The 22225-nt window shown below is 40.8% G+C and carries 15 protein-coding genes; 10 read left to right on the forward strand and 5 right to left on the reverse strand.

All coding sequences use genetic code 11. The annotated features are described in order from the left end of the window. Nucleotides 1–6 precede the first annotated feature (6 nt). Nucleotides 7–993, reverse strand: a complete 987-nt coding sequence (locus tag IQ244_RS15875; protein WP_193895694.1) for a pentapeptide repeat-containing protein — start codon at nucleotides 991–993, stop codon at nucleotides 7–9. A 71-nt stretch (nucleotides 994–1064) separates the two neighbouring features. On the opposite strand from IQ244_RS15875, the gene IQ244_RS15880 reads away from it, so the two are divergent. The 7 genes from IQ244_RS15880 (at nucleotide 1065) to IQ244_RS15910 (ending at nucleotide 14133) form a co-directional block, all read left to right on the forward strand. Continuing rightward, a complete protein-coding gene (locus tag IQ244_RS15880) occupies nucleotides 1065–1631 on the forward strand; it encodes a superoxide dismutase family protein (RefSeq protein WP_193895696.1) in 567 nt (188 codons plus the stop codon). Between the two features lie 201 nt (nucleotides 1632–1832). Next, nucleotides 1833–3959, forward strand: a complete 2127-nt coding sequence (locus IQ244_RS15885) for a CHASE2 domain-containing protein (RefSeq protein ID WP_193895698.1) — start codon at nucleotides 1833–1835, stop codon at nucleotides 3957–3959. Between the two features lie 878 nt (nucleotides 3960–4837). Next, complete coding sequence (locus tag IQ244_RS15890) at nucleotides 4838–5509, forward strand: tetratricopeptide repeat protein (protein WP_193895700.1); 672 nt, start codon at nucleotides 4838–4840, stop codon at nucleotides 5507–5509. A gap of 828 nt (nucleotides 5510–6337) precedes the next feature. Next, nucleotides 6338–8134: a ShlB/FhaC/HecB family hemolysin secretion/activation protein gene (locus tag IQ244_RS15895; protein WP_193895702.1), complete on the forward strand. Its 1797-nt coding sequence runs from the start codon at nucleotides 6338–6340 to the stop codon at nucleotides 8132–8134. A gap of 131 nt (nucleotides 8135–8265) precedes the next feature. Continuing rightward, nucleotides 8266–11064: a CHAT domain-containing protein gene (locus IQ244_RS15900; protein ID WP_193895704.1), complete on the forward strand. Its 2799-nt coding sequence runs from the start codon at nucleotides 8266–8268 to the stop codon at nucleotides 11062–11064. Between the two features lie 359 nt (nucleotides 11065–11423). After that, nucleotides 11424–11915 carry an orange carotenoid protein N-terminal domain-containing protein gene (locus IQ244_RS15905; protein ID WP_193895706.1) on the forward strand — a complete coding sequence of 164 codons (492 nt, stop codon included), beginning with the start codon at nucleotides 11424–11426 and terminating at the stop codon, nucleotides 11913–11915. Between the two features lie 1033 nt (nucleotides 11916–12948). After that, a complete protein-coding gene (locus IQ244_RS15910) occupies nucleotides 12949–14133 on the forward strand; it encodes a low temperature requirement protein A (protein ID WP_193895708.1) in 1185 nt (394 codons plus the stop codon). A 172-nt stretch (nucleotides 14134–14305) separates the two neighbouring features. On the opposite strand, the gene IQ244_RS15915 is transcribed toward IQ244_RS15910, so the two are convergent. After that, on the reverse strand, nucleotides 14306–14797 hold the full coding sequence (locus tag IQ244_RS15915) for a hypothetical protein (protein ID WP_193895710.1): 492 nt from the start codon (nucleotides 14795–14797) through the stop codon (nucleotides 14306–14308). Between the two features lie 168 nt (nucleotides 14798–14965). Between IQ244_RS15915 and IQ244_RS15920 the strand changes: the two genes are divergently transcribed. Further along, nucleotides 14966–16654: an NAD-binding protein gene (locus IQ244_RS15920; protein ID WP_193895712.1), complete on the forward strand. Its 1689-nt coding sequence runs from the start codon at nucleotides 14966–14968 to the stop codon at nucleotides 16652–16654. A 518-nt stretch (nucleotides 16655–17172) separates the two neighbouring features. Here IQ244_RS15920 and IQ244_RS15925 read toward each other — a convergent pair. From IQ244_RS15925 to IQ244_RS15935, 3 genes are all read right to left on the reverse strand, one after another. Then, entirely contained in the window at nucleotides 17173–19596 is a 2424-nt protein-coding gene (locus IQ244_RS15925; RefSeq protein ID WP_193895714.1) for an AAA family ATPase, read from the reverse strand. Between the two features lie 133 nt (nucleotides 19597–19729). Further along, nucleotides 19730–20812: an AAA-like domain-containing protein gene (locus tag IQ244_RS15930; protein ID WP_193895716.1), complete on the reverse strand. Its 1083-nt coding sequence runs from the start codon at nucleotides 20810–20812 to the stop codon at nucleotides 19730–19732. A 41-nt stretch (nucleotides 20813–20853) separates the two neighbouring features. Next, nucleotides 20854–21285 carry a hypothetical protein gene (locus tag IQ244_RS15935; RefSeq protein WP_193895718.1) on the reverse strand — a complete coding sequence of 144 codons (432 nt, stop codon included), beginning with the start codon at nucleotides 21283–21285 and terminating at the stop codon, nucleotides 20854–20856. A 303-nt stretch (nucleotides 21286–21588) separates the two neighbouring features. Here IQ244_RS15935 and IQ244_RS15940 point away from each other — a divergent pair, with 303 nt between their 5' ends. Both IQ244_RS15940 and IQ244_RS15945 read left to right on the forward strand, forming a co-directional pair. Continuing rightward, a complete protein-coding gene (locus tag IQ244_RS15940) occupies nucleotides 21589–21819 on the forward strand; it encodes an addiction module protein (RefSeq protein ID WP_193895720.1) in 231 nt (76 codons plus the stop codon). Further along, a complete protein-coding gene (locus tag IQ244_RS15945; RefSeq protein WP_322746073.1) occupies nucleotides 21816–22139 on the forward strand; it encodes a type II toxin-antitoxin system RelE/ParE family toxin in 324 nt (107 codons plus the stop codon). The genes IQ244_RS15940 and IQ244_RS15945 overlap by 4 nt, the downstream gene beginning before the upstream one ends. Nucleotides 22140–22225: the final 86 nt, after the last annotated feature.

Consider the following 22225-nt stretch of genomic DNA (forward strand, 5'->3'; position numbering starts at 1 on the left):
TAACCGTTAAAAATCGTCGGGGAGTTGGGATTGCTGAGTATTGAATAAATTGTCGTCCTCACCAGAGTTTTCTGGCTGAATAACTGCAATATTTTGGCTAAATGGACTTAACCCTAGTTGCATCCGTAAAGCCTCGTCATATCTGGCGTGTTCCCAATTCCTGGCTAATTTAACTTGCTCTGGATTCAAGTTTTGAGCATCTCGGAGATCAGCATTTTGCAAGTCTGCACCTTGAAAGTTGGCTTTGTCAAGATTGGTGGGACTGAGGTCTGCACCTTGAAAATTGGCATATTTGAGATTAGCCCCTTGCAAATTGGCATAACTTAAATCAGCTTCTTGAAGATTGGCATAACTTAAATCAGCACCTTGAAGATTGGCACTCCAAAGGTAGGCTAATTGAAAATTGGCATGACTTAAGTAAGCATTCTGGAAATTGGTGTAACTGAGGTTAGTACTTTGTCCTTGAAGATTAGCATTTCTTAAATTTGCTCCCTCAAGGTTGGCATATCGCAAATCAGCTTGTTGAAGATTCGCATTTCGCAAATCAATCTCCTGCAAACAAGCATTTTTCAGGTTAGTCCCTTCCAGGTTTGCATCTCGCAAGTCGGCTCCTTTTAAGTTAATCCCAGCTAAATAAGCTTTATCAGCTGTGAGTCCCGCCAAGCTAATCCCATCGTTGTTCAAATCTTGTAATGCTTGAAGTCTACCCCCACTGGCTCGTTGTCCATAAGCGGAGTTAATCACACGCCACGCTTCGTAATGCTCCTGTTTTTTTCGGGAAGGAGTTTCTCGGAAGTAAAGAATAACCGCCGCTAAAATACTCAAGTCTTGCAGAGTACTAATAAATTTAGAACTCATCAATGATTCCACAATACTTTTAAAGGGAGGTTTATCTTCAAAAACCCGAATCACTACTATTGACAAAACAAATATCAAAGCGAAAATGATCCACTCTTGAAAGTCTTGTATCCATTTACGTAAACGTTCGCGCATTTTTGCTTCCTCTTGTTGTCAAGATATTGAATAACAAAACCAGTGTTGATTGAGTTTTGAGAATCTTAATTATGAAATTTATCTCTTACATCGTTATTGCTTGTCTACTACTACTAACAGCTTGTACCTCGCCGACCAACGGTGCTGGGCCACAGCTAAAAGCGCAAGCCCCAATAATTGGCCCTGGTATTGAGGGTACGCTTAAAGCAACACAAACTGAGAATGGTTTTGTTTGGGTGGCGGTGGAACTCAAAGGTGATCCGAAAATCTTGACTCCGGGATTACATGGTGTTCACATCCATGAAACAGGTGCTTGTGAAGCAGGCACTGAAAAGCCTTTTAGTTCTGCTGGTGGACACTTTGACCCAGGCCCCTTTGGTTCATCAAAGCCTGTGGAAAAGAACCATCCTTATCATCTAGGGGATTTACCAAATATTAAAATTAATCCCCTAGGTCAAGGTCGTTTAGAAGCATTTGTTAGCAGTGTAAGTCTTTCCGATAGTCCAACCAGTCTATTTGATGGTGATGGTAGTGCTGTAATTGTGCATAAACTCCAAGATCAAAAGAAGGCTGGAGGTACAGCAGATGAAGCTGGTGGTGGTCGTCTAGCTTGCGGTGCGATCGCCAAAGCGAACTAGTTTAAATGGGCGTAGGGAAAATCAAATATGATTCTCCCTACTTCTAGAGATTTGATTACTTTTGTTCCAGTTCCGATACATAACATTGAAAGTTTCAGTGATCAATCTACAATTACTCTTAATGTGTATGGCTAAACTAACGCCAAAGTTGTGTACTTTAACGTAGTTGACCTACCATAAAGATCCAACTTTCGTAAGACTATGTTTGCAGGGGCGAAAAAATTATTCACACAGCCAGTAATAGTTACTAGCGTGCTAGTTACACTAATTTTGGTTGGGGTTCAAAGGCTCAGACTATTAGAATACTTTGAACTGAAGGTTTTTGACCAGATGATGCAAAGGCGTGCAGATTTACCTCCCGACCCTCGCCTTTTAATTGTGGGATTTACAGAGGAGGATATCCAAGAACTCAAGCACATAACACCTACAGATGAAGAACTAGACAGGCTCCTAGGCAAATTAGAAAGTAACCAAGCCCGTGTCATTGCTTTAGACTTCTTTCGAGATGTACCGATAGAACCTGGTCACACCCAACTGCTGAACCGCTTGCAAACAAACAAGAAAATTATTCCAATTTGTAGCACGACAACGCCCCCTCCGCCGGGATTAGATGCAAATAATGTTGGCTTTGCCGATCTGCCAGAAGACCCCGATGCAGTTATTCGCCGCGCCCTGCTATTTGTCAATCCTGAACCAAAAACACCATGTCAAAGCCAGCAGTCTTTGGCAGTTGGAGCCGCATTTAAATATCTAGCAGACACAGCCAACATTCAACCACAAATTACCCAAATAGGTGGCGCATTACAATTAAAATTGGGTAAAACCTTATTTAACCGTCTACCACAAAATGCTGGCGGTTATATAGAAGCAGATAACGGTGGTTTTCAAATCTTGCTCAACTACCGTTCTTTTCATAATGTTGCCCGAACAGTCAGTTTTACAGACGTACTCAACAATAAAGTCAATCCTGATTGGGTCAAGGGCAAAATCGTTTTAATTGGAGCCACAGCACCTAGTAAGCAGGATATTCGCAACACTCCTTACTCTACTGGTAGACAAGATAACGCTGGGAAGATGCCAGGAATTGTCATTCATGCACATATTGTCAGTGAAATTCTCAGTGCAGTGATTGACCAAAGACCAATATTTTGGTTCTTCCCCGAATGGGGAGAAATAACTTGGCTTTGGGGCTGGACTTTAATAGGTGCGTTGATCGGATGGAAAATTAAGCATCCACTGCTTCTAGGATTAGCTGGTGGAGGAGCTTTGATTTTCTTGGTAGGTGGTGGTTTTATCATCTTTAACCAAGCTGGATGGGTACCAATAGCACAGCCTGTAATCGGATTAATTGCAGCAGCTGGTAGCGTAGTTGTTTACACTGCGTATTCTGAAAAGTTACAGCGAGACAAAATTGCCAATCAGATTCAAGAACAAGAAAAAACTATAGACCTATTGAAATCGCTATTACGAGAAGGTGGCCCTGCTGCTAACGAAGCCAAATCACCGGTTGATAGCCAACCCCAAAGCGGTCAATTACTGAACAACCGCTACAAGGTTGCACAAGTATTAGGTTCTGGGGGTTTTGGTTATACTTACTTAGCCGACGATACCAAGCGTCCTGGCTCCCCAAAGTGTGTTGTCAAGCATTTACAACCAGCACAGAAAGACCCTAGATTTCTGGAAGTTGCTAGGCGTTTATTTCGTGTTGAGGCAGAAATTCTCGAAATTTTGGGACAACACAAGCGAATTCCTCAATTACTGGCTTACTTTGAAGAAAACCAGCAATTTTACTTGGTGCAGGAGTATATCAAAGGGCATTGCTTACAAGATGAATTAATTGCTGGTAAGCGTCTGGAAGAAGCTGAGGTGATCAAAATCTTAACGGATGTTTTGAAGGTACTATTATTTGTCCACGATCATAATGTCATCCATCGAGATATCAAACCCAGTAATTTGATGCGTCGGGAAACAGATAATAGGATAGTACTAATTGACTTTGGTGCAGTCAAACAAATTCAACCCCAGCAAGAAGAGGAAAGCTTGACAGTGGCGGTGGGTACTCTTGGTTATGCGTCACCGGAACAACTCATGGGTCAGCCAAGGTTGAACAGTGATATTCATGCGCTGGGAATGATTGGAGTTCAAGCTTTAACTGGAAAAAATGCTAAAGAAATTGAGCGTGATCCACTAACAACCGTGCTAATGTGGCGAGATAAGGCACAAGCGTCCGATGGGTTAGCTGCAATATTAGAACGGATGACTTCTTTTGATTATCTGAGAAGATATCAAACTGTTAAAGAAGTGCTTGAGGATCTAGATAAGCTCTAGCAGTATACTTCGACTCCCTTCCCTACGAGAGGCTACGCCAAGGAATACGCTCAGGGGGGGTATAGTAGTTTTTGCACAGATGTACCCTGATAATATAGCCGTAGCCACACAGCTTAGAATATCCTAAAATGCCAAAACCAATTCACTGCCAGCATTTCACTTTTGACTTTTGCTATAGCTACTCAAGCAAACTTGATAAGTAGAACAATACTTCCAGCCCAACGCACTACCTCTCTTTGGCGGTTCGTTTTTTCGATGTGGTATAAACAATCAGGGATCAATGATCTCACTCAGAGGTGCAGAGAAGATGAGGAGTTTTCTACTTGAGTATCTGAATAGTTCATTCCTTAATTCAGCAAAGCCATTTTTTCATAATTTTGAATAAATTATGAGCTAATTTCTCAGTAGCACTTTGTTGATGAGATACTAAAAATAGAAAATAAAATCTGATCGCCACCTACTTGATTTTTTCTTACTTCCGAAATAGGCGATCGCCACAGTTATCTGCTGTATTATCTATATCTTGAATATTGTAAAATTTGGTAATAGATATTACTGTACTACCTAAAGGATGATTGTATGCAAAAGGCTGATATCTACTGCAAAATAGATATTTTTATCGATAAGGATTGCTACCATACTCGGTAAGTACTAACACAGAAGTCAAGAATGAATAACTTTGGGACAATTAGAAGCAATAAAAGTTCCTAATTTAAATCCCTGGATAAGATAAAAAATTAATCTGGCTGGTAATGATCACAGCAAGGTCAATGAATTCTTATTTAGTTAATGACTTGAATCAAAGTTTAGCTGTACACCCTCCTTATGTCGAATCGAGCTAATTTATGAAGCACAGACTCCTCACTGTTACAGCACTAATGACAATAACATGGTTTACGTCTTTAGGTAAAATCAAACCCGCAACTGCTAGTCAAACCTACAGAAGTAACCTTAATCAGTTGGCCGCCATTAGTTCTAGTTCTAATCAAAATGGTATTGGACAACAATTGTCTCTAATGCTTGTAATTGCTGGTAGTGGAGTCTTTGGTTGGCTAGTTATCAAAAATAACAAATCGGTTTTGAGCAAACTTTCTGTTCAGAAAATAAATTTAGCCGAAAGTGTCGCCCCAGAAGTACCGATCTCGAAGGATACAACTCTTCAAGAAGAACTTCATAACACTACACAAACTACAGATATTGCCACATATATTAAACGAGCCTATAGCCATTTCAAACAAGGGGATACTCCCAGAGCAATTGAGGAATTCAATCATGCTATTGGTGTCAATCCCCAGAATGCTTATCTTTATGGTGAAAGAGCTAATTTTCGGCGTAAGAATCTTGGCGACAAGCAAGGAGCGATTGATGACTATAGCAAAGCAATTGGCATCCATCCGCAAAACGCTCTCTTCTATCTTTGGCGCAGCCAGGCTTATAATGACCTGGGCGAACAGAAAAAAGCTATGGAAGACTACAATACAGCGCTGCGTCTCGCTCCAGAAAATACGATGTATCACTCTTTCCATAGTGCTACCAACATTAGAGAATAATTATCTAGATAATTGCTAAATAAATTCCATCAAACCGCTACATTAATTAGCGATCGCTCTGCAAGTAGAATTTAATTAATTATTAATAGTTAAAAATTTTTACAAACCATGAATATGGTGTAACCGCTTGTATCTGGTAGTCAGAAATTTGCAACTACTGTAGTTTTAATTACTGAGAAAACTACAACCATATTCTGAAGAGATATAAAGTAGTTTTATTCCCCAGTTGTCAAAACAGAATTCAGGAGTCAGTCGCCAGAATTTTCCAATTGAATTCTGTGTGACTGGGGGATAGCGCAGTGGTAGCGAGTCTACATATATCTGAACAAGCGGGTGTAAGACTGTTCTAACTCCTGAATTCTTCTTCAACATAAATTTGCTGTGCCAAATCACAGTGCCGCATTGTTCAAGAATGCTGACAGGGTAATTATTGTATAAATACGCGAAATCAGTATCCGATGATACGTAAATTGCTTTGAGGTAAACTTCTATAGCCTGGAATACTAGCTAACTTACCCGGAGTTCTCAAGATTCGTCATCTCTTAGCCAATCGGGAAAATTCATCAAATAGAAATATTACCTACGCAAATATACTGGTAAAATCAGTAGATAAATTTATCGGAAATATATTTTGGGTGTGTATGGATTTGGGGCGATCGCTTATGCATATACGCCCATACTTGAGCATAAATCTGAGTAGTTTTTAGGCCGATACTCAGGCAAGATTCCTGCTACTAGCTGGATATTCAACAACAAAGGCGCAGTCAAACCGATTACCCATTCCTTCCACAACAACATTTAACATATCTTGGTCTCTATCTACATACCATGCCTGCTGAATATTTTTTGAGTCTGAAATATCAGAAGCGATCGCTCAATTTGCTGATCCTCCTATCCTTATTTCTGGGCAATTTATCTCCCAGTCCGGTGAAAGCGCAGACGAGGAATATTAATCTAGTAGCTCAAACTAGGACTAATCTGCCAGCACCAGAAACTTTACCCAGACCACAACTACCGCAACCTACGCCACCAGAGACTCCCACCCTACCACCTCCAGAAGATTTATTCCGCACACCCAACGAAACTACTCCGACTCCAGAAACAGTCCCCAGTGGTGGATTAGACACAATTCGCGTAGACCGCTTTGAAGTAATTGGTAGTACTGTATTTAGCCCTGAAGAATTAGCTGCGGTCACTAAAGAATTTACTGGTAAACCCATCACCTTTGCTGAACTACTGCGGGTGAGTGATGCTGTGACAAAACTCTATACAGACAAAGGGTACATTTCTTCTGGGGCATTTATTCCCGCTGATCAAACCTTCAAAGCCAGAGGTGGTGTAGTCAAAATCAATGTAATTGAAGGTAAGGTTGAAAGTATAGAAATTAGAGGACTCCAACGGCTCAACCCAGATTATGTGCGTAGTCGCATCGCCGTAGCCACAGGCCAACCCCTCAACGTGAATAAGTTACTGCAAGCACTGCAACTACTACAACTTAACCCCTTAATTAAAAATATTTCGGCGGAGTTGGCTGCGGGTTCTAGTCCTGGAAGTAGCGTGATTGATATCAAGGTATCAGAAGCCAAAACCTTTAGCGCCCAAGTTAGCTTAAATAATAATCGCGTTCCTAGTATCGGTAGTTTTCAACGACAAATTCAACTTACTCAAGCCAATTTATTAGGATTAGGTGATGGACTTTCCATTGCTTATGCCAACACCGATGGTAGTAATGATGTTGATGTCAGCTATACATTACCAGTCAATGCCTACAATGGAACTGTGCAGTTTCAATATAATTACACCTCTAGCAATGTAGTAGAAGAACCCTTTGATGTTTTAGATATTGAAGGTAGATCCCAAGACTTTGCCGTGACATTTCGCCAACCACTGATTCAAACCCCAACTACAGAATTTGCGTTGGGAATTACAGCCAATCGGCGCAACAGTGATATTGGCTATTTAGAATCTCTGGTTGGTGAACGTATTCCGTTTCCTTCACCAGGTGCTGTTGATGGACAAACACGCCTCTCGGTGCTGCGATTTTTTCAAGATTGGACACAACGCAATAGCCGAGAAGTATTTGCTGCGCGATCGCAATTTAGTTTTGGTCTAGATGCCTTTGATACTACCAACAGCGGCGCACCACCAGATAGTAGGTTTTTCTCGTGGCGGGGACAAGCTCAGTGGGTACGCCTACTCGCACCCGATACCTTACTCTTACTCCGTGCTGATGCTCAATTAGCTGATAGAGCATTAGTACCCCTAGAACAGTTTGGTTTAGGTGGTCAACAAACTGTGCGGGGCTATCGTCAAGATTTACTCTTGACAGATAATGCTTTTTTTGTATCTGCCGAGTTACGCTATCCCATCCTCCGCGCCCCCCAATTAGGAGGTGTATTACAACTAACACCATTTATTGATTATGGAACTACTTACAACAGTTCTAACCGCGCCGATCCTGACCCCAATAGCCTAGCTTCCGTGGGATTGGGTTTATTGTGGCAAAGCGATCGCATCAATGCTCGGTTTGATTGGGGTATTCCCTTAATTGATGCAAATTCCCGCAATAACACCTTGCAAGAAAATGGGCTGTATTTTTCCCTTGTTTATACTCAACCATTTTAAAAAGCCTGAAGTCTGAATAATCAAACAGAGTTCTGCCATTACAAAATCAACCACTTTTAGCAAAACTTTTTTCCGCCAAGCCAAATTACGAATTCAATTACCTGCCTTTGCCAGTGGGAGCCACTTATCCTATGTCTGCACTTCTTTTTTTAGCCACAATATCACAAATTACTCACCCAGTTGCCCTGATTCCCAACTCTTACCAAGTTGCAATTCAAAATATCACTGCACCCATAACAGATACCCTGCTATCGAAAAGTCCGCAACAAATTTTAGAACAAGGGATTCAAATTTACCAATCAGAAAAATTTACGGAAGCTGTGAAGTTATTCCAAAATGCAGCTGGGAGCTTTCAAGCTCAAGGAGATCATCTTAATCAAGCCCTAGCATTAAACTATCTGGCATTAGCTAATCAGCAAGTAGGACAATTACCCCAGGCTCAGAAGGCGATCGCCGAGAGTTTAGCATTATTAAAAATTGCTAGACAAAAAGATTCTCGTGAGTATTTATCGATACTTGCCCAAGCTCTGAACACTCAAGGACAAGTACAACTAGCATCAGGACATTCCCAAGAAGCATTAACCAGCTGGGAACAAGCCACAGCTATATATAGCAAAATGGGTGATGATGCAGGTAAAATTGGTAGCCAACTCAATCAAACTCAGGCATTGCAAGCATTAGGGCTGTATCGCCGCGCCAAAATTACCTTAATTCAAGTCAATCAAATTCTGCAAAAACAACCAGTCTCTCCGTTAAAAGCCACAGGACTGCTGAATTTAGGTAATACTTTGCGGTTAGTGGGTGATTTAAGTCAAGAAGATATTACTGTCAAAGATATAGACAAACTTGGCTCTGTGCAAGTGTTAGAGCAAAGTTTATCCATTGCCGAACAAGTATATCCCCAATTAATTCCCGAAATTCATTTGAGTTTAGGAAACACTGCCCAAGCCTTGAGTTTAGGTAAAAGCCCCGAAGAGAAAAGTCGCAGAATTACTCAAGCTTTAGATTATTACCAAAAAGCTGCCGTTACTAAATCACCGTTAACTAGGGTACAGGCACAACTTAATCAGATGCGCTTGTTAATGGATGAGCAAAAATGGCAGCAAGTACAAAGTTTGTGGCCAGAAATTCAGCAACAACTAAACGCAGCACCAGCAAGCCGCAAAACAATTTATGCCCGGATTAACTTTGCTCAGAGTTTAACTTGCTTTAAACAGTTAACTGAACCTTCCCGGATGGGAATCAATGCTAATTGTCCCAAAAATGAGCTAGTAGCAGATGCTAGTTTGAGTCATGTGAAAAGCTTAGACGGGGCAAATGTGGAATGGAAAGCGATCGCCCAAATTATTGCTGTCGCCGTTGATCAAGCCAAAACCCTGAAAGATATGCGGGCAGAAGCTTATGCTTTAGGGACATTAGGTAATTTGTATGAGCAAACTCACCAGTGGTCAGAAGCGCAACAACTGACCCAACAAGCCTTAAAATTGGCTGAAGGGATTGGTGCAGCTGATATTGCCTATCGTTGGCATTGGCAATTAGGCCGAATTCTCAAAGCGCAAGATAACCCCCAACGTAACGAACAAGGGGCGATCGCTTCTTACACCAAAGCCGTGAATATTCTCAAGTTGTTGCGGAGTGATTTAGTCGCCATTAACCGCGAAGTGCAGTTTTCCTTTCAAGAAGGGGTTGAGCCTGTTTATCGAGAACTAGTGAGTTTACTGCTGCAAAATTCGCCATATCAAGACAATTCTGAAGCCAGCCAGCAAAATCTCAAAACTGCCAGGGATGTAATTGAGTCATTGCAATTAGCAGAATTAGACAACTTCTTTCGCAAAGCTTGTTTAGATGCTAAACCTGTGCAGATTGATGAAATTGATCGTACAGCCGCAGTGATTTATCCGATTATTTTGAGCGATCGCTTGGAGGTGATTGTTTCTTTACCCAACAAGTTAAAGAACCAAAAACAAAACTTGTTATTACGCCCCAAACCAATTCCTGTTTCGCAAACAGAAGTAGAAAAGACTATTCAAGAACTCCGAGCAACATTGGTGACACGCTCAACTCGTGACTTTTTGCCGGTTTCCCAAAAAGTTTATAACTGGTTAATTAAAGATATCGAACCTCAGTTGCAAGCATACAAAGTGCAGAACTTGGTGTTTGTCTTAGATGGAACACTGCGGAGTGTGCCGATGGCTGCCCTGTATGATGGCAAACAATATTTAATTCAAAAGGGGTATAACATTGCACTGACACCAGGGTTACACCTGTTACCGAACCGTTCCTTAACCAGACAAAAACCGCGTACCATTGCTGCGGGAATTACAGAAGCCCTAGGAACCTTTGAGGGACTACCCAGTGTCAAAAACGAAATTAATACCATTCAACAAGAAGTTCCAACGCGAGTGCTGCTAGACAGTCAATTTACGAAAATAGCTTTAGAAAAAGCTATCAAGTCATTTCCTGCACCTGTAGTTCACCTCGCAACCCACGGTCAGTTTGCTTCCAATGCCGAAGACACCTACATTTTGACTTGGAAAAATTCTGATGAGAAAGACCCAGCCTTATCAAGCGATCGCGTTAACGTCAACGAATTGAGTTCTTTATTACAAAGCCGAGAGACAAGCCAAAAAAATGCGATCGAGTTATTGGTTTTAAGTGCTTGCCAAACTGCGAGCGGTGATAAACGTGCTGGCTTAGGAATTGCGGGATTTGCTCTGCGTTCTGGAGCGCGTAGTACACTGGCAACATTGTGGAGTGTAGATGATCAAGCTACTGCAAAGATAATGGGTGAATTTTATAAACAATTCGCTAATACCAAAGAGAGTAAAGCAGAAGCATTAAAACGCGCTCAACTATTGCTCTTGACAGACCCTGAATATAAGCATCCTTACTATTGGGCCCCTTACGTTTTAGTAGGCAACTGGTTATAAATCAAATTGATTTTTTTGAAATCACCCTGATTCTTTCGTAAAAAAAACAGGGTTATTTCTAAGTTAATTGTGCAACATCTATCTATTGGTGGAACTCATGAAATTTTCTCTAAATTTAAATAACTATCCACAGTATATTTTTTATTATGATGATTGGCTGAGAATTTGAATCCTCATATTATTACTATTGCTATAATTATAGATTTTTTTAACTCTGATTACTGAATTATAACTTTTAAATTCTCATACAAATTTATTATTCTCTTTGGTTCCACTACATCTGTCTTCAGTAGGGTTAAACACCAAATGTATGTTTGATAACGTGGCTAATGGCAACATAAATCACAAGTAAATTCGTTATGACCTATACTCAAACTAGTGATCCCACTATCCGTCAATATGTCCAATCTTGGCGACAATTAGATGTAGATCAACAACTAGGTTTATTCTGGTTCATCTATAAAGAAATGGGTGGGTCTGTGACTCCTGCGGCTCCTGCGGCTAGTACTGTTTCTCCAGAAATTGCCGAAGGTTTATTTAATCAAGTCAAAGAATTGAGCCACGAAGAACAACTACAAGTTCAGCGGGACTTGATTAATCAAGCAGACACCCAAATTGGACGAGAATATGGTTCTTTGGGTGATACCACCAAGCTACTATTTTGGTATCGCCTATCTCAAGGGATGGATAGCAATGTGATTATTCCTGTACCTGCTGGTTATCGCCTTTCCTCAGAAGCAGAGACCTTACTAAACCAAGTTAAAGAATTACCGTTTGAACAGCAGATTAATCTTTTCCGCGATTATGTATCTCCAATGGGTGCTGAACCTAAAGGTGGTGCTGAAATTTAATAACTAGCATTTTGAGCTACAGCTTTACTTTCTTTTTCTAGAAGTTAGCATCTAGACTCACAGATAAGCACAGAGTAAAAATTATATTTACTCTGTGCAATTTTTTAGTTGCTCATTAGGATAGTTGCACCCTAAATTTGTAACGCCCTTTGTTTTATATCTCATACTTTAAATTGTCGCTTCACAAGTTTCATCTATCTGACGAGTGGTTGAAAAATTTTGTTTTTAATAAGGGAATAAAATTTTAATCGATTTATCAAAGATGTGAAATATGTCCAGAAAAAAGTAAAACCCTAGGACTGGGAAACCCTAGGGCTTGTAACCTGACCACCTTTACTTTATTTATAATTTATAAAAAATCATAGTGCGAGTTTACAATAGACTTAAATATGTAGCTTATGTCTGAAAAAATAACTCAAAAATATTATTTTAATGCTGGTTAATACATCGAAAAACATGGAGTATATATGATGCTAATGAAATATGGGATAAAAAAGCATAACATTTAATTTTCAAGCCTTTAATGTATGAAAAATTAAAGATAAAATTCCTGATTTTATGTCCAAAGATGTAATTAAAATAGCTTGATTGCTAACAACAAATAAGGAAGAATAAAAACATCATGATACATGATTGTAGCCCGTTACAGTGACAGAAAGCCTAACCAAAGTCCGCACTTGCGGACTTTTTATTTATTGTTTTAGATAACTTTTAGCTTCTCGACTGTCATGGTCATAATTTTCTAGAATGCCATTTAGATTACACTAAAATCAATGGTAGAACTATAAGTAGGGTGGGCATTTTAAGTAAATCCTCTCTATCAACATAGAATGTAGTAGTAGATGCCCACCTGAGAGATTAAAGTCAGGTGGGCAATGCAGAAGAGTCGCTTCATCTCTAATTTTGACCGTGTGGACATTGCCCACCCTACGGTTATTGATAATGGTACAAGAATGAGACAAATCAAATAAAAACATAGCCAATTGCGGACTGCTAATGGTAGAAAGCTATTAGCGATTTGCAAGTAACTTTTATGACAAATTTTCTCCAGCCGCCAAGATTACGCATTGGTGAAGAAGATAGTGCAGAAGAAAGACGCGCCACTTGGCTAGAACTTTTTTATGATTTGGTGTTTGTTGTTGCAGTCTCGCAAGTAGCGCACAATCTGAAAGAAGATATTTCCCTATTGGGATTACTGGGATTTATCGTTTTGTTTATCCCGATTTGGTGGTCATGGATTGGGACTACATTCTACGCTAACCGCTTTGATAGCGATGATGTTGTACATCGGTTGCTGGTTGGGGTGCAAATGTTAACTGCGGCGGGGATGGCGGTGAATATTCACCACGGCTTGGGGGAAAGTTCTTCGGGTTTTGCTTTGGCTTATGCACTTGGTCGGGCTGTGTTGGTGGTGGAGTATGTGCGGGCGGGAATTCATATTCCTTCAGCGCGTCCTTTGACAACACGCTATGCGATTGGTTTTACGATCGCATCTTTGATTTGGTTAGGTTCCGCATTTTTGCCAGTTCCTTGGCGATTCGCGCTTTGGGGCGTGGGAATTGTGATTGATTTTGGCACACCGTTAACCGCCCGTAAACATCAAATGGGAATGCTTCCGCACGCCTCCCATTTACCAGAACGTTTTGGACTGTTCACAATTATTGTGTTGGGAGAAGCGATTATTGCAGTGGTTAACGGTGTCTCAGAGCAAAAATGGCAGGTGTTAACTGTTGTTTCTGCGATTTTTGGGCTAATGATCGCCTTTAGTTGGTGGTGGGTTTATTTTGATAATTTAGGGGGAACACCAATTGAAACCGCACGCATACAAGGAAAGGTGGGGACTGTTAATGTCTGGCTTTATACTCATTTACCATTAGTGATTGGGATTGCAGCTACTGGAGTTGGTGTAGAAGAAATTTTGGTCAGTCAGCCAACTGTCGCTTTAGCAGATCCGCAAAGGTGGCTAATTTGTGGTGCAGTTGCATTATGCTCGTTAGCAGTGGGCATTCTCCACAGATATGGCGTGATTAGATATTGTAAGATTCGTTCTTTGTATCGCTTGGGTGGCGCAGTTGTGCTGTTAGCGATCGCATTTTTTGGCAAAGGTTTATTACCTATTGCAGTTATCGCTTTAGTAGCCTTAGTTTCTGCTTTACAAGTGATTCAAGATTTGTCTCAGAGTCGTCCGAATAATCGCTTGGCTGATCCTGAAATTTAAAAGTGCTGAGTGTTGAGTGTTGAGGAAAAGAACCAAGTATTAGTGCTAAGGCGGTTTACAAGAATAAATATACCGATGCCGTTGGTTTCGACTTCGCTCAACCAACTGATATATCGAGAGTTGAGCGAAGTCGAAACTCGCCAACACAGATATTTTCTTTGTCGGAAATCACCTAATCTGCGATCGCCCATCGCACATAAGGACGAGAAGTTGTTACAGTTTTGTAACTAATTAAAGTGTCTGGTACTGGAATTTTCCGCAAGTCTACACGGAAATATGCCTGTTTATTTTTGAATTGCACACTATAAAAAGGATATTCCTGACCTTGGGTTTGACCTACACAAGTAGCGTAGTTATTGCGTAAAGGTGAAACAAATTCTACAAAATGTTGATTCTTTGATGGAACTAATTTAGTTGTATCGGCAAAAGCTCTAGTATCGGCAATTACAGTATGTTCAGCACCACCTTCATAGGGTAGCGTTAACCACCACAAACCAACTATTTGCGGACAACTTCCGCTTGTACGTTGCACTTTTAATTGCACATTGGGTTCAGCCAGTGGACTTTGTGAAGGTTGTGCTTGCGCTGTAGAGGCGATCGCACTCGCTACTACTAAAGGGCATAAAATCCCACCTAAAATTGTCAATTTCGCCAACTTATTCATAACTGGGAATGTTTGTCATGCTAACTATTACTCATAAATTGACTCGGCAAATGTAGCAAAAGTGCCTAATTAATTTGATTTATCGCTAACGTGTTTTCAGTTACAGTTACACCCTAAGAAACAACGCCACAATATTGTTAATTACGCATTCATACCACCTGCTGTCTCATGAAACCTCGAATCATTGTTTGCGGCTTAGGGCGTACTGGATATAAAATCTTTCGTCTGCTGAGACAGCAGGGCGCATCGGTTATTGGTATCCATCACAAACCAATCCCTGGCGAATGTTCACCAGATGTAATTATTGGCAATTTACACGCGGCGGCTACTCTAACAGCTGCGGGAATTCACCAAGCACATACTTTGGTGATAGCTGGTTCTGAAGATACGTTGAATTTGTCAATTCTGATGCAGGCGCGGGTATTAAATCCGCGAATTCGCATTATTAATCGCTTTTATAATACAAATCTCGGTGAGCGTTTAGATCAAACTCTTCCAGATCATTTGAGTATGAGTGTTGTGGGATTAGCCGCACCATTATTTACATTTGCGGCTTTAGGTAATCAAGCCATCGGACAAATCAAGTTATTTGATCAAACTTGGCCTGTCCAAGAAGAATATATTGATGAAAACCATCCTTGGTTGGGGTGGAATTTGAGTGATTTGTGGGAAGAACCCGCACGAATGCCGATTTATTATTTGCCCATGCACGGGGAGATGAATTTAATACATGGGGTGTTGTCTGGGCAAGAATTACAAGTAGGCGATCGCTTAATTGTCGCCATTCAACCCCGGATTCGTTCTATTCGCAGGTCGTTAATTAAAAAAGTATTGAAGGTTTGTACCAGTCTGCGCCAGTTTCAACAACATGGCAAGTCAGTGGTGATTGGTGCGATTGTGTTGATGGTAATTATTGCGATCGCCACACTTACTTATCGGTCTACAGAACTGAGTTTATCTGTGATTGATGCTTTGTATTTTTCTGTTGGTATGATTACTGGCGCAGGCGGTAACGATAAAGTTATAGAAAATGCCCCTAATAGTATCAAGTTATTCACCATTGTGATCATGCTAATTGGCGCAGTGGTGATTGGGATTTGGTACGCCATGCTAACGGATTTTGTCTTAGGGAACCGCTTCAAGCAATTTTGGGATGCAGCGAGAATTCCCCAACGCCATCATTATATTGTCTGCGGTTTAAGCGGTATCGGCAGCAAAATTGTCCAGCAACTCCATACCAGTGGTTATGAAGTCATTGTGATTGAAACTGACTCGAATAATAAATATGTTAACTCCGTGCGCGGGTTGGGTATTCCAGTAATTCAAGGTGATGCTAGTTTCCGTACCATTTTGCAAACCATTAATGTTACCTCTGCGGCGGCGGTGTTAGCGGTAACTAACAACGATGCGACTAACCTAGAAATTGCCCTTAAAACCAAAGGTTTAGCCCCAAAAATTCCCGTAATTGTCCATTATGCTGACCCAGATTTTGCCGGGATGGCGCAACAAGTATTTGATTTTGAAGCCGTCCTCAGCCCCGCAGAACTAGCAGCGCCAGCCTTTGCGGCGGCGGCTTTAGGGGGACGCATTCTCGGTAATGGCATCACTGCTGATAAGCTTTGGGTAGCCTTCGCCACACTAATTACACTATCACATCCCTTTTGCGGTTTATTGGTCAAAGAAATAGCCATGTCTGCTGACTTTGTACCGCTATATGTGGAAATTAACACTCAACGTATCCAAGGTTGGGAATTATTGACAACACAACTGGCTGATGGAGATATTTTATATTTAACAATGCCAGCAAATCGGTTATATCAATTGTGGCGGGAAGAACGAGTATCGCATAAGAGTTAGTAGAAGAAAGGGTGTTAGGGTGTAAGGGGTGTAGGGGTGTTAGGGTGTAAGTTTTGCGATCGCTCTCATTATGATTGTGATGGTGAAAATATGAAATGCGATCGCTCTCATTGCTATTGTGAGAGTAGAAAGATGAATTGCGATCGCTCACATTGTAATTGCGAGGGTTGAAATAAGAATTGCGATCGCTCACATTGTGATTGTGAGGGTGAAAGATGAATTGCGATCGCTCACATTATGATTGTGAGGGTTAAAAGATGAATTGCGATCGCTCACATTGTTATTGTAAGGGTAAAATATAGCACTTCTTAGGTGTACAAATAAATTTGGGTTAAGTACATCTATCCCGCCTCGGAATCAATTCCGAGTCTCATAGCGCAAGTCCTCTGAAGAGGACTAAACCCGAACCTCATTCCAGTCCACTTAAGTGGACTTTGGCTATGAGCCTGGAACTTTAGTTCTAGGCGGGATGCGATTTCATACTGCAAATTGTAGACTTATGTGTACGATGAATACTCCTAATTTTCTTCTTCTAGTAATTGTTCAATATATTTTTGTACTAAAGGCACTTGAAAAGCATTACCTTCTTGAGTCAGAATTTCTTTGCGGATGAGTCTTCGTACTGTTCCTTTATCTTGTGGTGTGGGAGTTTGACCTTGAATTATTCGCTGAAGTAAATTGCGGTCATTATCTGTTAAATTATTCCAGATTTCCCGAAAATATTGATCGCCTCGCTCTAGCACAATAGCAATAATTTCTTGTACATCCTGCGCGGTGGCTTTGATTGTCTCTCGTTTTCGGCGATTCGCTCTAATATCCTTGTTTAAAAATTCTACTAACTCATAACACATCAACTGCACAAGATAAGGTTGACAGCAAGTTTGTTGAATAATTAAATCTACAGCACTTGATTCATAAATATTAAAAAAATCTTCGATAGGACGGGTAATTAATTCACGGGCTTCGGATTCTTGCAAATAACTCATTCGCAAAGCGCGGGTGTTAATTAGATAATCAGTCCAGTAAGGTTCAAGTTCAGATAACAAATGGGAACCACTAAAGAGCAAAATCCATTGTTTTTGATGTTGCAGCAAATTGCGAATAAAGTTGAGTGGCGCACGGCTGTTTGTGGCTGTAACCACCTCACTCAAGCGTTCATATTCGTCTAAACATAAAAGAAATCGCTTACCAGAATTGCTACGTTCGATTTCTGCTAACCAAGTTTGCAATGCGGGAAATGGATCTTCCGCTAATTTATAAGCATCTGGAGTTGGTAAGTGTATTTTGCGGGGTAAGCGGCGTGCAGTATTGATAATTTGTTGTGATAGATTTTCGGCGAATCCTTTAAGTGTTGTGGCTGAAGCTGCACCTTGTAAATCTACCAACAAAGGAACGATATTAGGAACAACTTTGTCAGGTAAATATTTTAGTGCAGAGGTTTTACCAGTTCTGCGCCCACCGTATAGTAATAAAACTGGTGGCTGATCGGAAAGTGTTAAAGTTTCAATTTCTCGAAATATATCAATTCGCCCTTTAAAGCGATTTGTAGCTGTGGCGGGGTCTAAAGAATTACCAGCAATGTAAACTTGCCGAATCTCTTGTGATTGTTTTGCTGTTTCTGCTAAAGTGCGTTGTGCTGTTTCTAATATTGTTAGCCAACGGTTTGTAATGCTGCCAAATTGAGTAGCCAATGCAGCGTTTTTTGCAAAAGTTAGAGTGTTTTTAAGTTCCTTCAAAGCATTGATAGGAGGTTTTAATAATTCATATTGTCTATATGATGTAGTTGCCTCTTGTGATGCTTTTACGCCTTGGCTAATATCTAACAATTGGGGCAGAATTGTACCAATTTCTGGTGGAGGTGGTGACGGAATCCATGTTAGTTGATAGGAGATATCGGCAATATCTCCTAATCTTCGGCATTGGGTGAGAATATCTATAGCAATTTTGATGATTGCTTGTGTTGCAACTTTTTGTTTGTTTGTAGATGTAATTAAATAATCAATAGTTTTACGAGCAATTACGGGGTTTTCTGCGTAAGCCTCTACAATCATCCAATCCATGAAAGGCAAAGGTAAAATAATCAATTCATCAAACCAAGGAGGTAAATATTGTAAATAACTTCCTGAACTTTTCCACCGAGAAATAAAAAAAGTAATCAACATCCAAACCAATTCCGGCAACCAAAAGTAAACTCTGAGTACACCAAAAACCCACGCCACGCCTCCCGCCACGCCTAGCGACATGCCGAATGCCACGCTGAACGCCACGCCTACCGCCACGCCTACCGCCACGCCTAGCACCACGTCTACCGCCACACCCATCGCCACGCCTACCGCCACGCCTACCGCCACGCTAAACGCCACGCTGAACGCCACGCCTACCGCCACGCCCATCGCCACGCCTACAGCCACGTCTACCGCCACGCCTACAGCCACTCCTCTCAGCACTCCTCTCACCACGCCGAATGTTACGCCTACTACCACGCCGAACGCCATGTTTAACGCCACGCCAAACGCCACGCCTGACAAAAATCTATCTGCTAAAAATACAGAAAGCATGGCAGCAACTAAAATAACTAATCTATTTCTATAGCTACCACGGTCGAAAACCTTTCCTATTAGCCAGCCCAACAAAAAAATCAAGCTTTTGAACCAGTTAAAAGATTCGCCACTAACTAGTGTGTAAACTGGTGCAACTAGCAATACAACAAATATTGGCGCTAATGCCGTTAACCACCAAACTTGCCCTGCATAGCGACGTAAACGCGGATTGCTGCGAAACTCAGCTTGTTTATCAAAGGGATCATCTCTCGGTTTTAATTCTGGATGAATATCGCGCAGCCAGCGTTCAAAGGTAAAAGGCTTGAAGTAAATCCAATGCAAAAGGCGCAGACATTCAGCTACATAATTCCAAAAGCCTGATTTTGGTGAGGTTTGACTCATATCATGTTCTGTAAATAATTTGTCTTACGTCATTGTGAGGCGTAGTGAAGTGTAGCTTGGGTTAAAGAACGGAAACTCAACTATAGTTAAGACTTCGTTGGGTTTCGCTATCGCCCCACCCAACCTTACTTTTTTATTTAATCCCTAATTGGTCACGCACAAAATCCCAAACTTCATTCCAATTGATAACTCGTGTAAACACCAAAATAACCATTACTAAAATTGCCATTCCCTTAATCCAGCTACTCACATCATCTACGGTTCCGCCCAGAAATTTAACTATGCGCCCTAGACGTATTGGTAAATTCCAAACTAACCAACGCAGACCACGCCACCATCGGCGCGAACCTAACCGAGACTGTGGTAAGCGCCGAGATTCTTGAACGAAACGAGTTTTTACCCAGTTTTCATCGTGTCCTTGCTGACGTGCTTCACACACCAAGCCTCCTGCTATCTGGAGTAAAAATGGATGACTCCCAGCTAACTGCTGAGTTAAACGCTGTTCATCCATACTTAAAGCAGGTGCAGCATTATTAACTGTACTAGCTGGTAGACGTAGCAAATCTTTGACTTCATCTTCTTGCAATTCTCCCAATTTAATCACATGACCTAAGTTGAAAAAAGAAGAAGTTAATTGATGTTTTTTGCTGTAAAAATCTAATTGATGTTGTGAAGCGATTACCAACATCACAGAGTTGTGATTCATCAAAGAACGCAAGTTGTTGTAAAAGTCATTATTGAATTCGCTCTTGTTGTCAAATAAAGTTTTGAAATCATCCAAACATAAAACTGGTAATACACCTTGCCTTTTCCATTCTCTGATCGCATCAGAAAAAGCTATACGGTCAAGGGGTCTAATTCTTAAAGGGTCACTTAAAGCTGGGTTGGTCGCCACACTAGAAAAATTGAGTAATTCCTGCGCCACTGCTAAATAAAAATTTTCCTCTCGTTGACAATGTACACTTTGCAAGGAAAGGTAAATCACAACGTAGCGGCTAGGGTTTTGTACTCGCTGTTCCCAAGTTAGAAAAAAGTGATACAGCAGCGAAGATTTACCAATGCGCTTTTCACCGACAATATTAATACTTGTCGGCTGTGCGCCACTCATCCGAGATGCGATCGCGTGTAATTCATCCTTCCGACCAACAAACAATCTGGGGTCTTCAATCATCCCCGCAGCCACAAAAGGGTTAGCAGGCAGCGATCCAGAAGTCATGTATAATTTTATATTAATTTAATTTATTTCAGTGTAATTGCTTAAAAGCATAGCATTATATTTTGTTCGGCAAAAGACTCATCATCAAAGCCGCAAAAGTTGTAAGGAAGGCGGACATTACAATTGTGATGATTGAAAGATAAATTGCGATTGCTCACATTATGATTGTGATGGTTGAAATAAGAATTGCGATCGCTCACATTGTAATTGCGACGGTGGAAAGATGAAATGCGATCGCTCACATTATGATTGTGATGGTTGAAAGATGAAATGCGATCGCTATGATTGTGAAAGTAAAAATATAGTAATTCTTGGTTGACGTAGTATATTTTTGACCTCTCTCCTTGCAGGCTATGGTGTACACACAAGTCCAAAATTTGCCTGTTCAACCACATCCCGCCTAGAACTAAAGTTCCAGGCTCATAGCCAAAGTCCACAAAGCGTGGACTGGAATGTATTTCTCGTTCAGTCATCTTGAGATGACTTGCGCTATGAGACTCGGAATTCATTCCGAGGTGGGACAGATGCACTCAACGAACATTTGTGTGTACTCTGTAATCTTGCAGGAGAGAGGCTTTGAGTCTTACTCCCCTTCCCTCGTAGGGAAGGGGCTGGGGGTTAGGTTTGTATTAGACTCAACTCTCAACGGATATGTTGCGATCGCCTACATTAAACCCTATGATTCCTTACTCCCCGCCCATACAATTACATTTGGAAATCAAAGCAGATTCCTATAGTTAAGCTTATAATGAGAATTGTTGGCGAAGCTCCAGAATATGAGTGAAACTGCCGAAAAACTCAAACTTGAACTTTCTCAGCTTTCGGCAAAAGAACGTGCTGAAATTGCCTATTTTTTAATTCGTACTCTAGATGAAGATATAGATGATAACCTAGAAACTGCTTGGGATACAGAATTAACTCAAAGGTTAGAGGATATTAATTCCAAAACAGCTTTTGGGGAACCATTATCTCAAGTTTTTTCTGAGTTACGAGAAAAGTATTCGTGAAGTTTATTGTAATCCACACCGAAGCTCGAAAAGAGCTTGATGCTGCAATAGCTTACTATGAATCTCAAAAAGTAGGCTTGGGGCTAGATTTACTATCGGAAATAGAAAAAGTTATTTTAAAAATTCAGCAAAACCCTAATTTAGGTACTCCGCACAAGATTGAAGGAATACGTCGTTATAATATTCAACGTTTTCCTTATTTGATATTTTATACAGAGCTTGAAGAAGTGATTTGGGTTATTGCGATCGCGCATGTAAGCGCAAACCGAATTACTGGAAACAAAGAAATATTGAAAGTTAATCAAAAATTGCAGAAATAAGCCAAAGATACCGTGCTTTGACATCACGAATTTGAATTAGGAAATATTAAGAGCGATCGCTCCATCAAAGCACTACTAAATTGACT

Source organism: Nostoc sp. LEGE 06077 (genome assembly GCF_015207705.1).
Taxonomy (GTDB): Bacteria; Cyanobacteriota; Cyanobacteriia; order Cyanobacteriales; family Nostocaceae; genus Nostoc_B.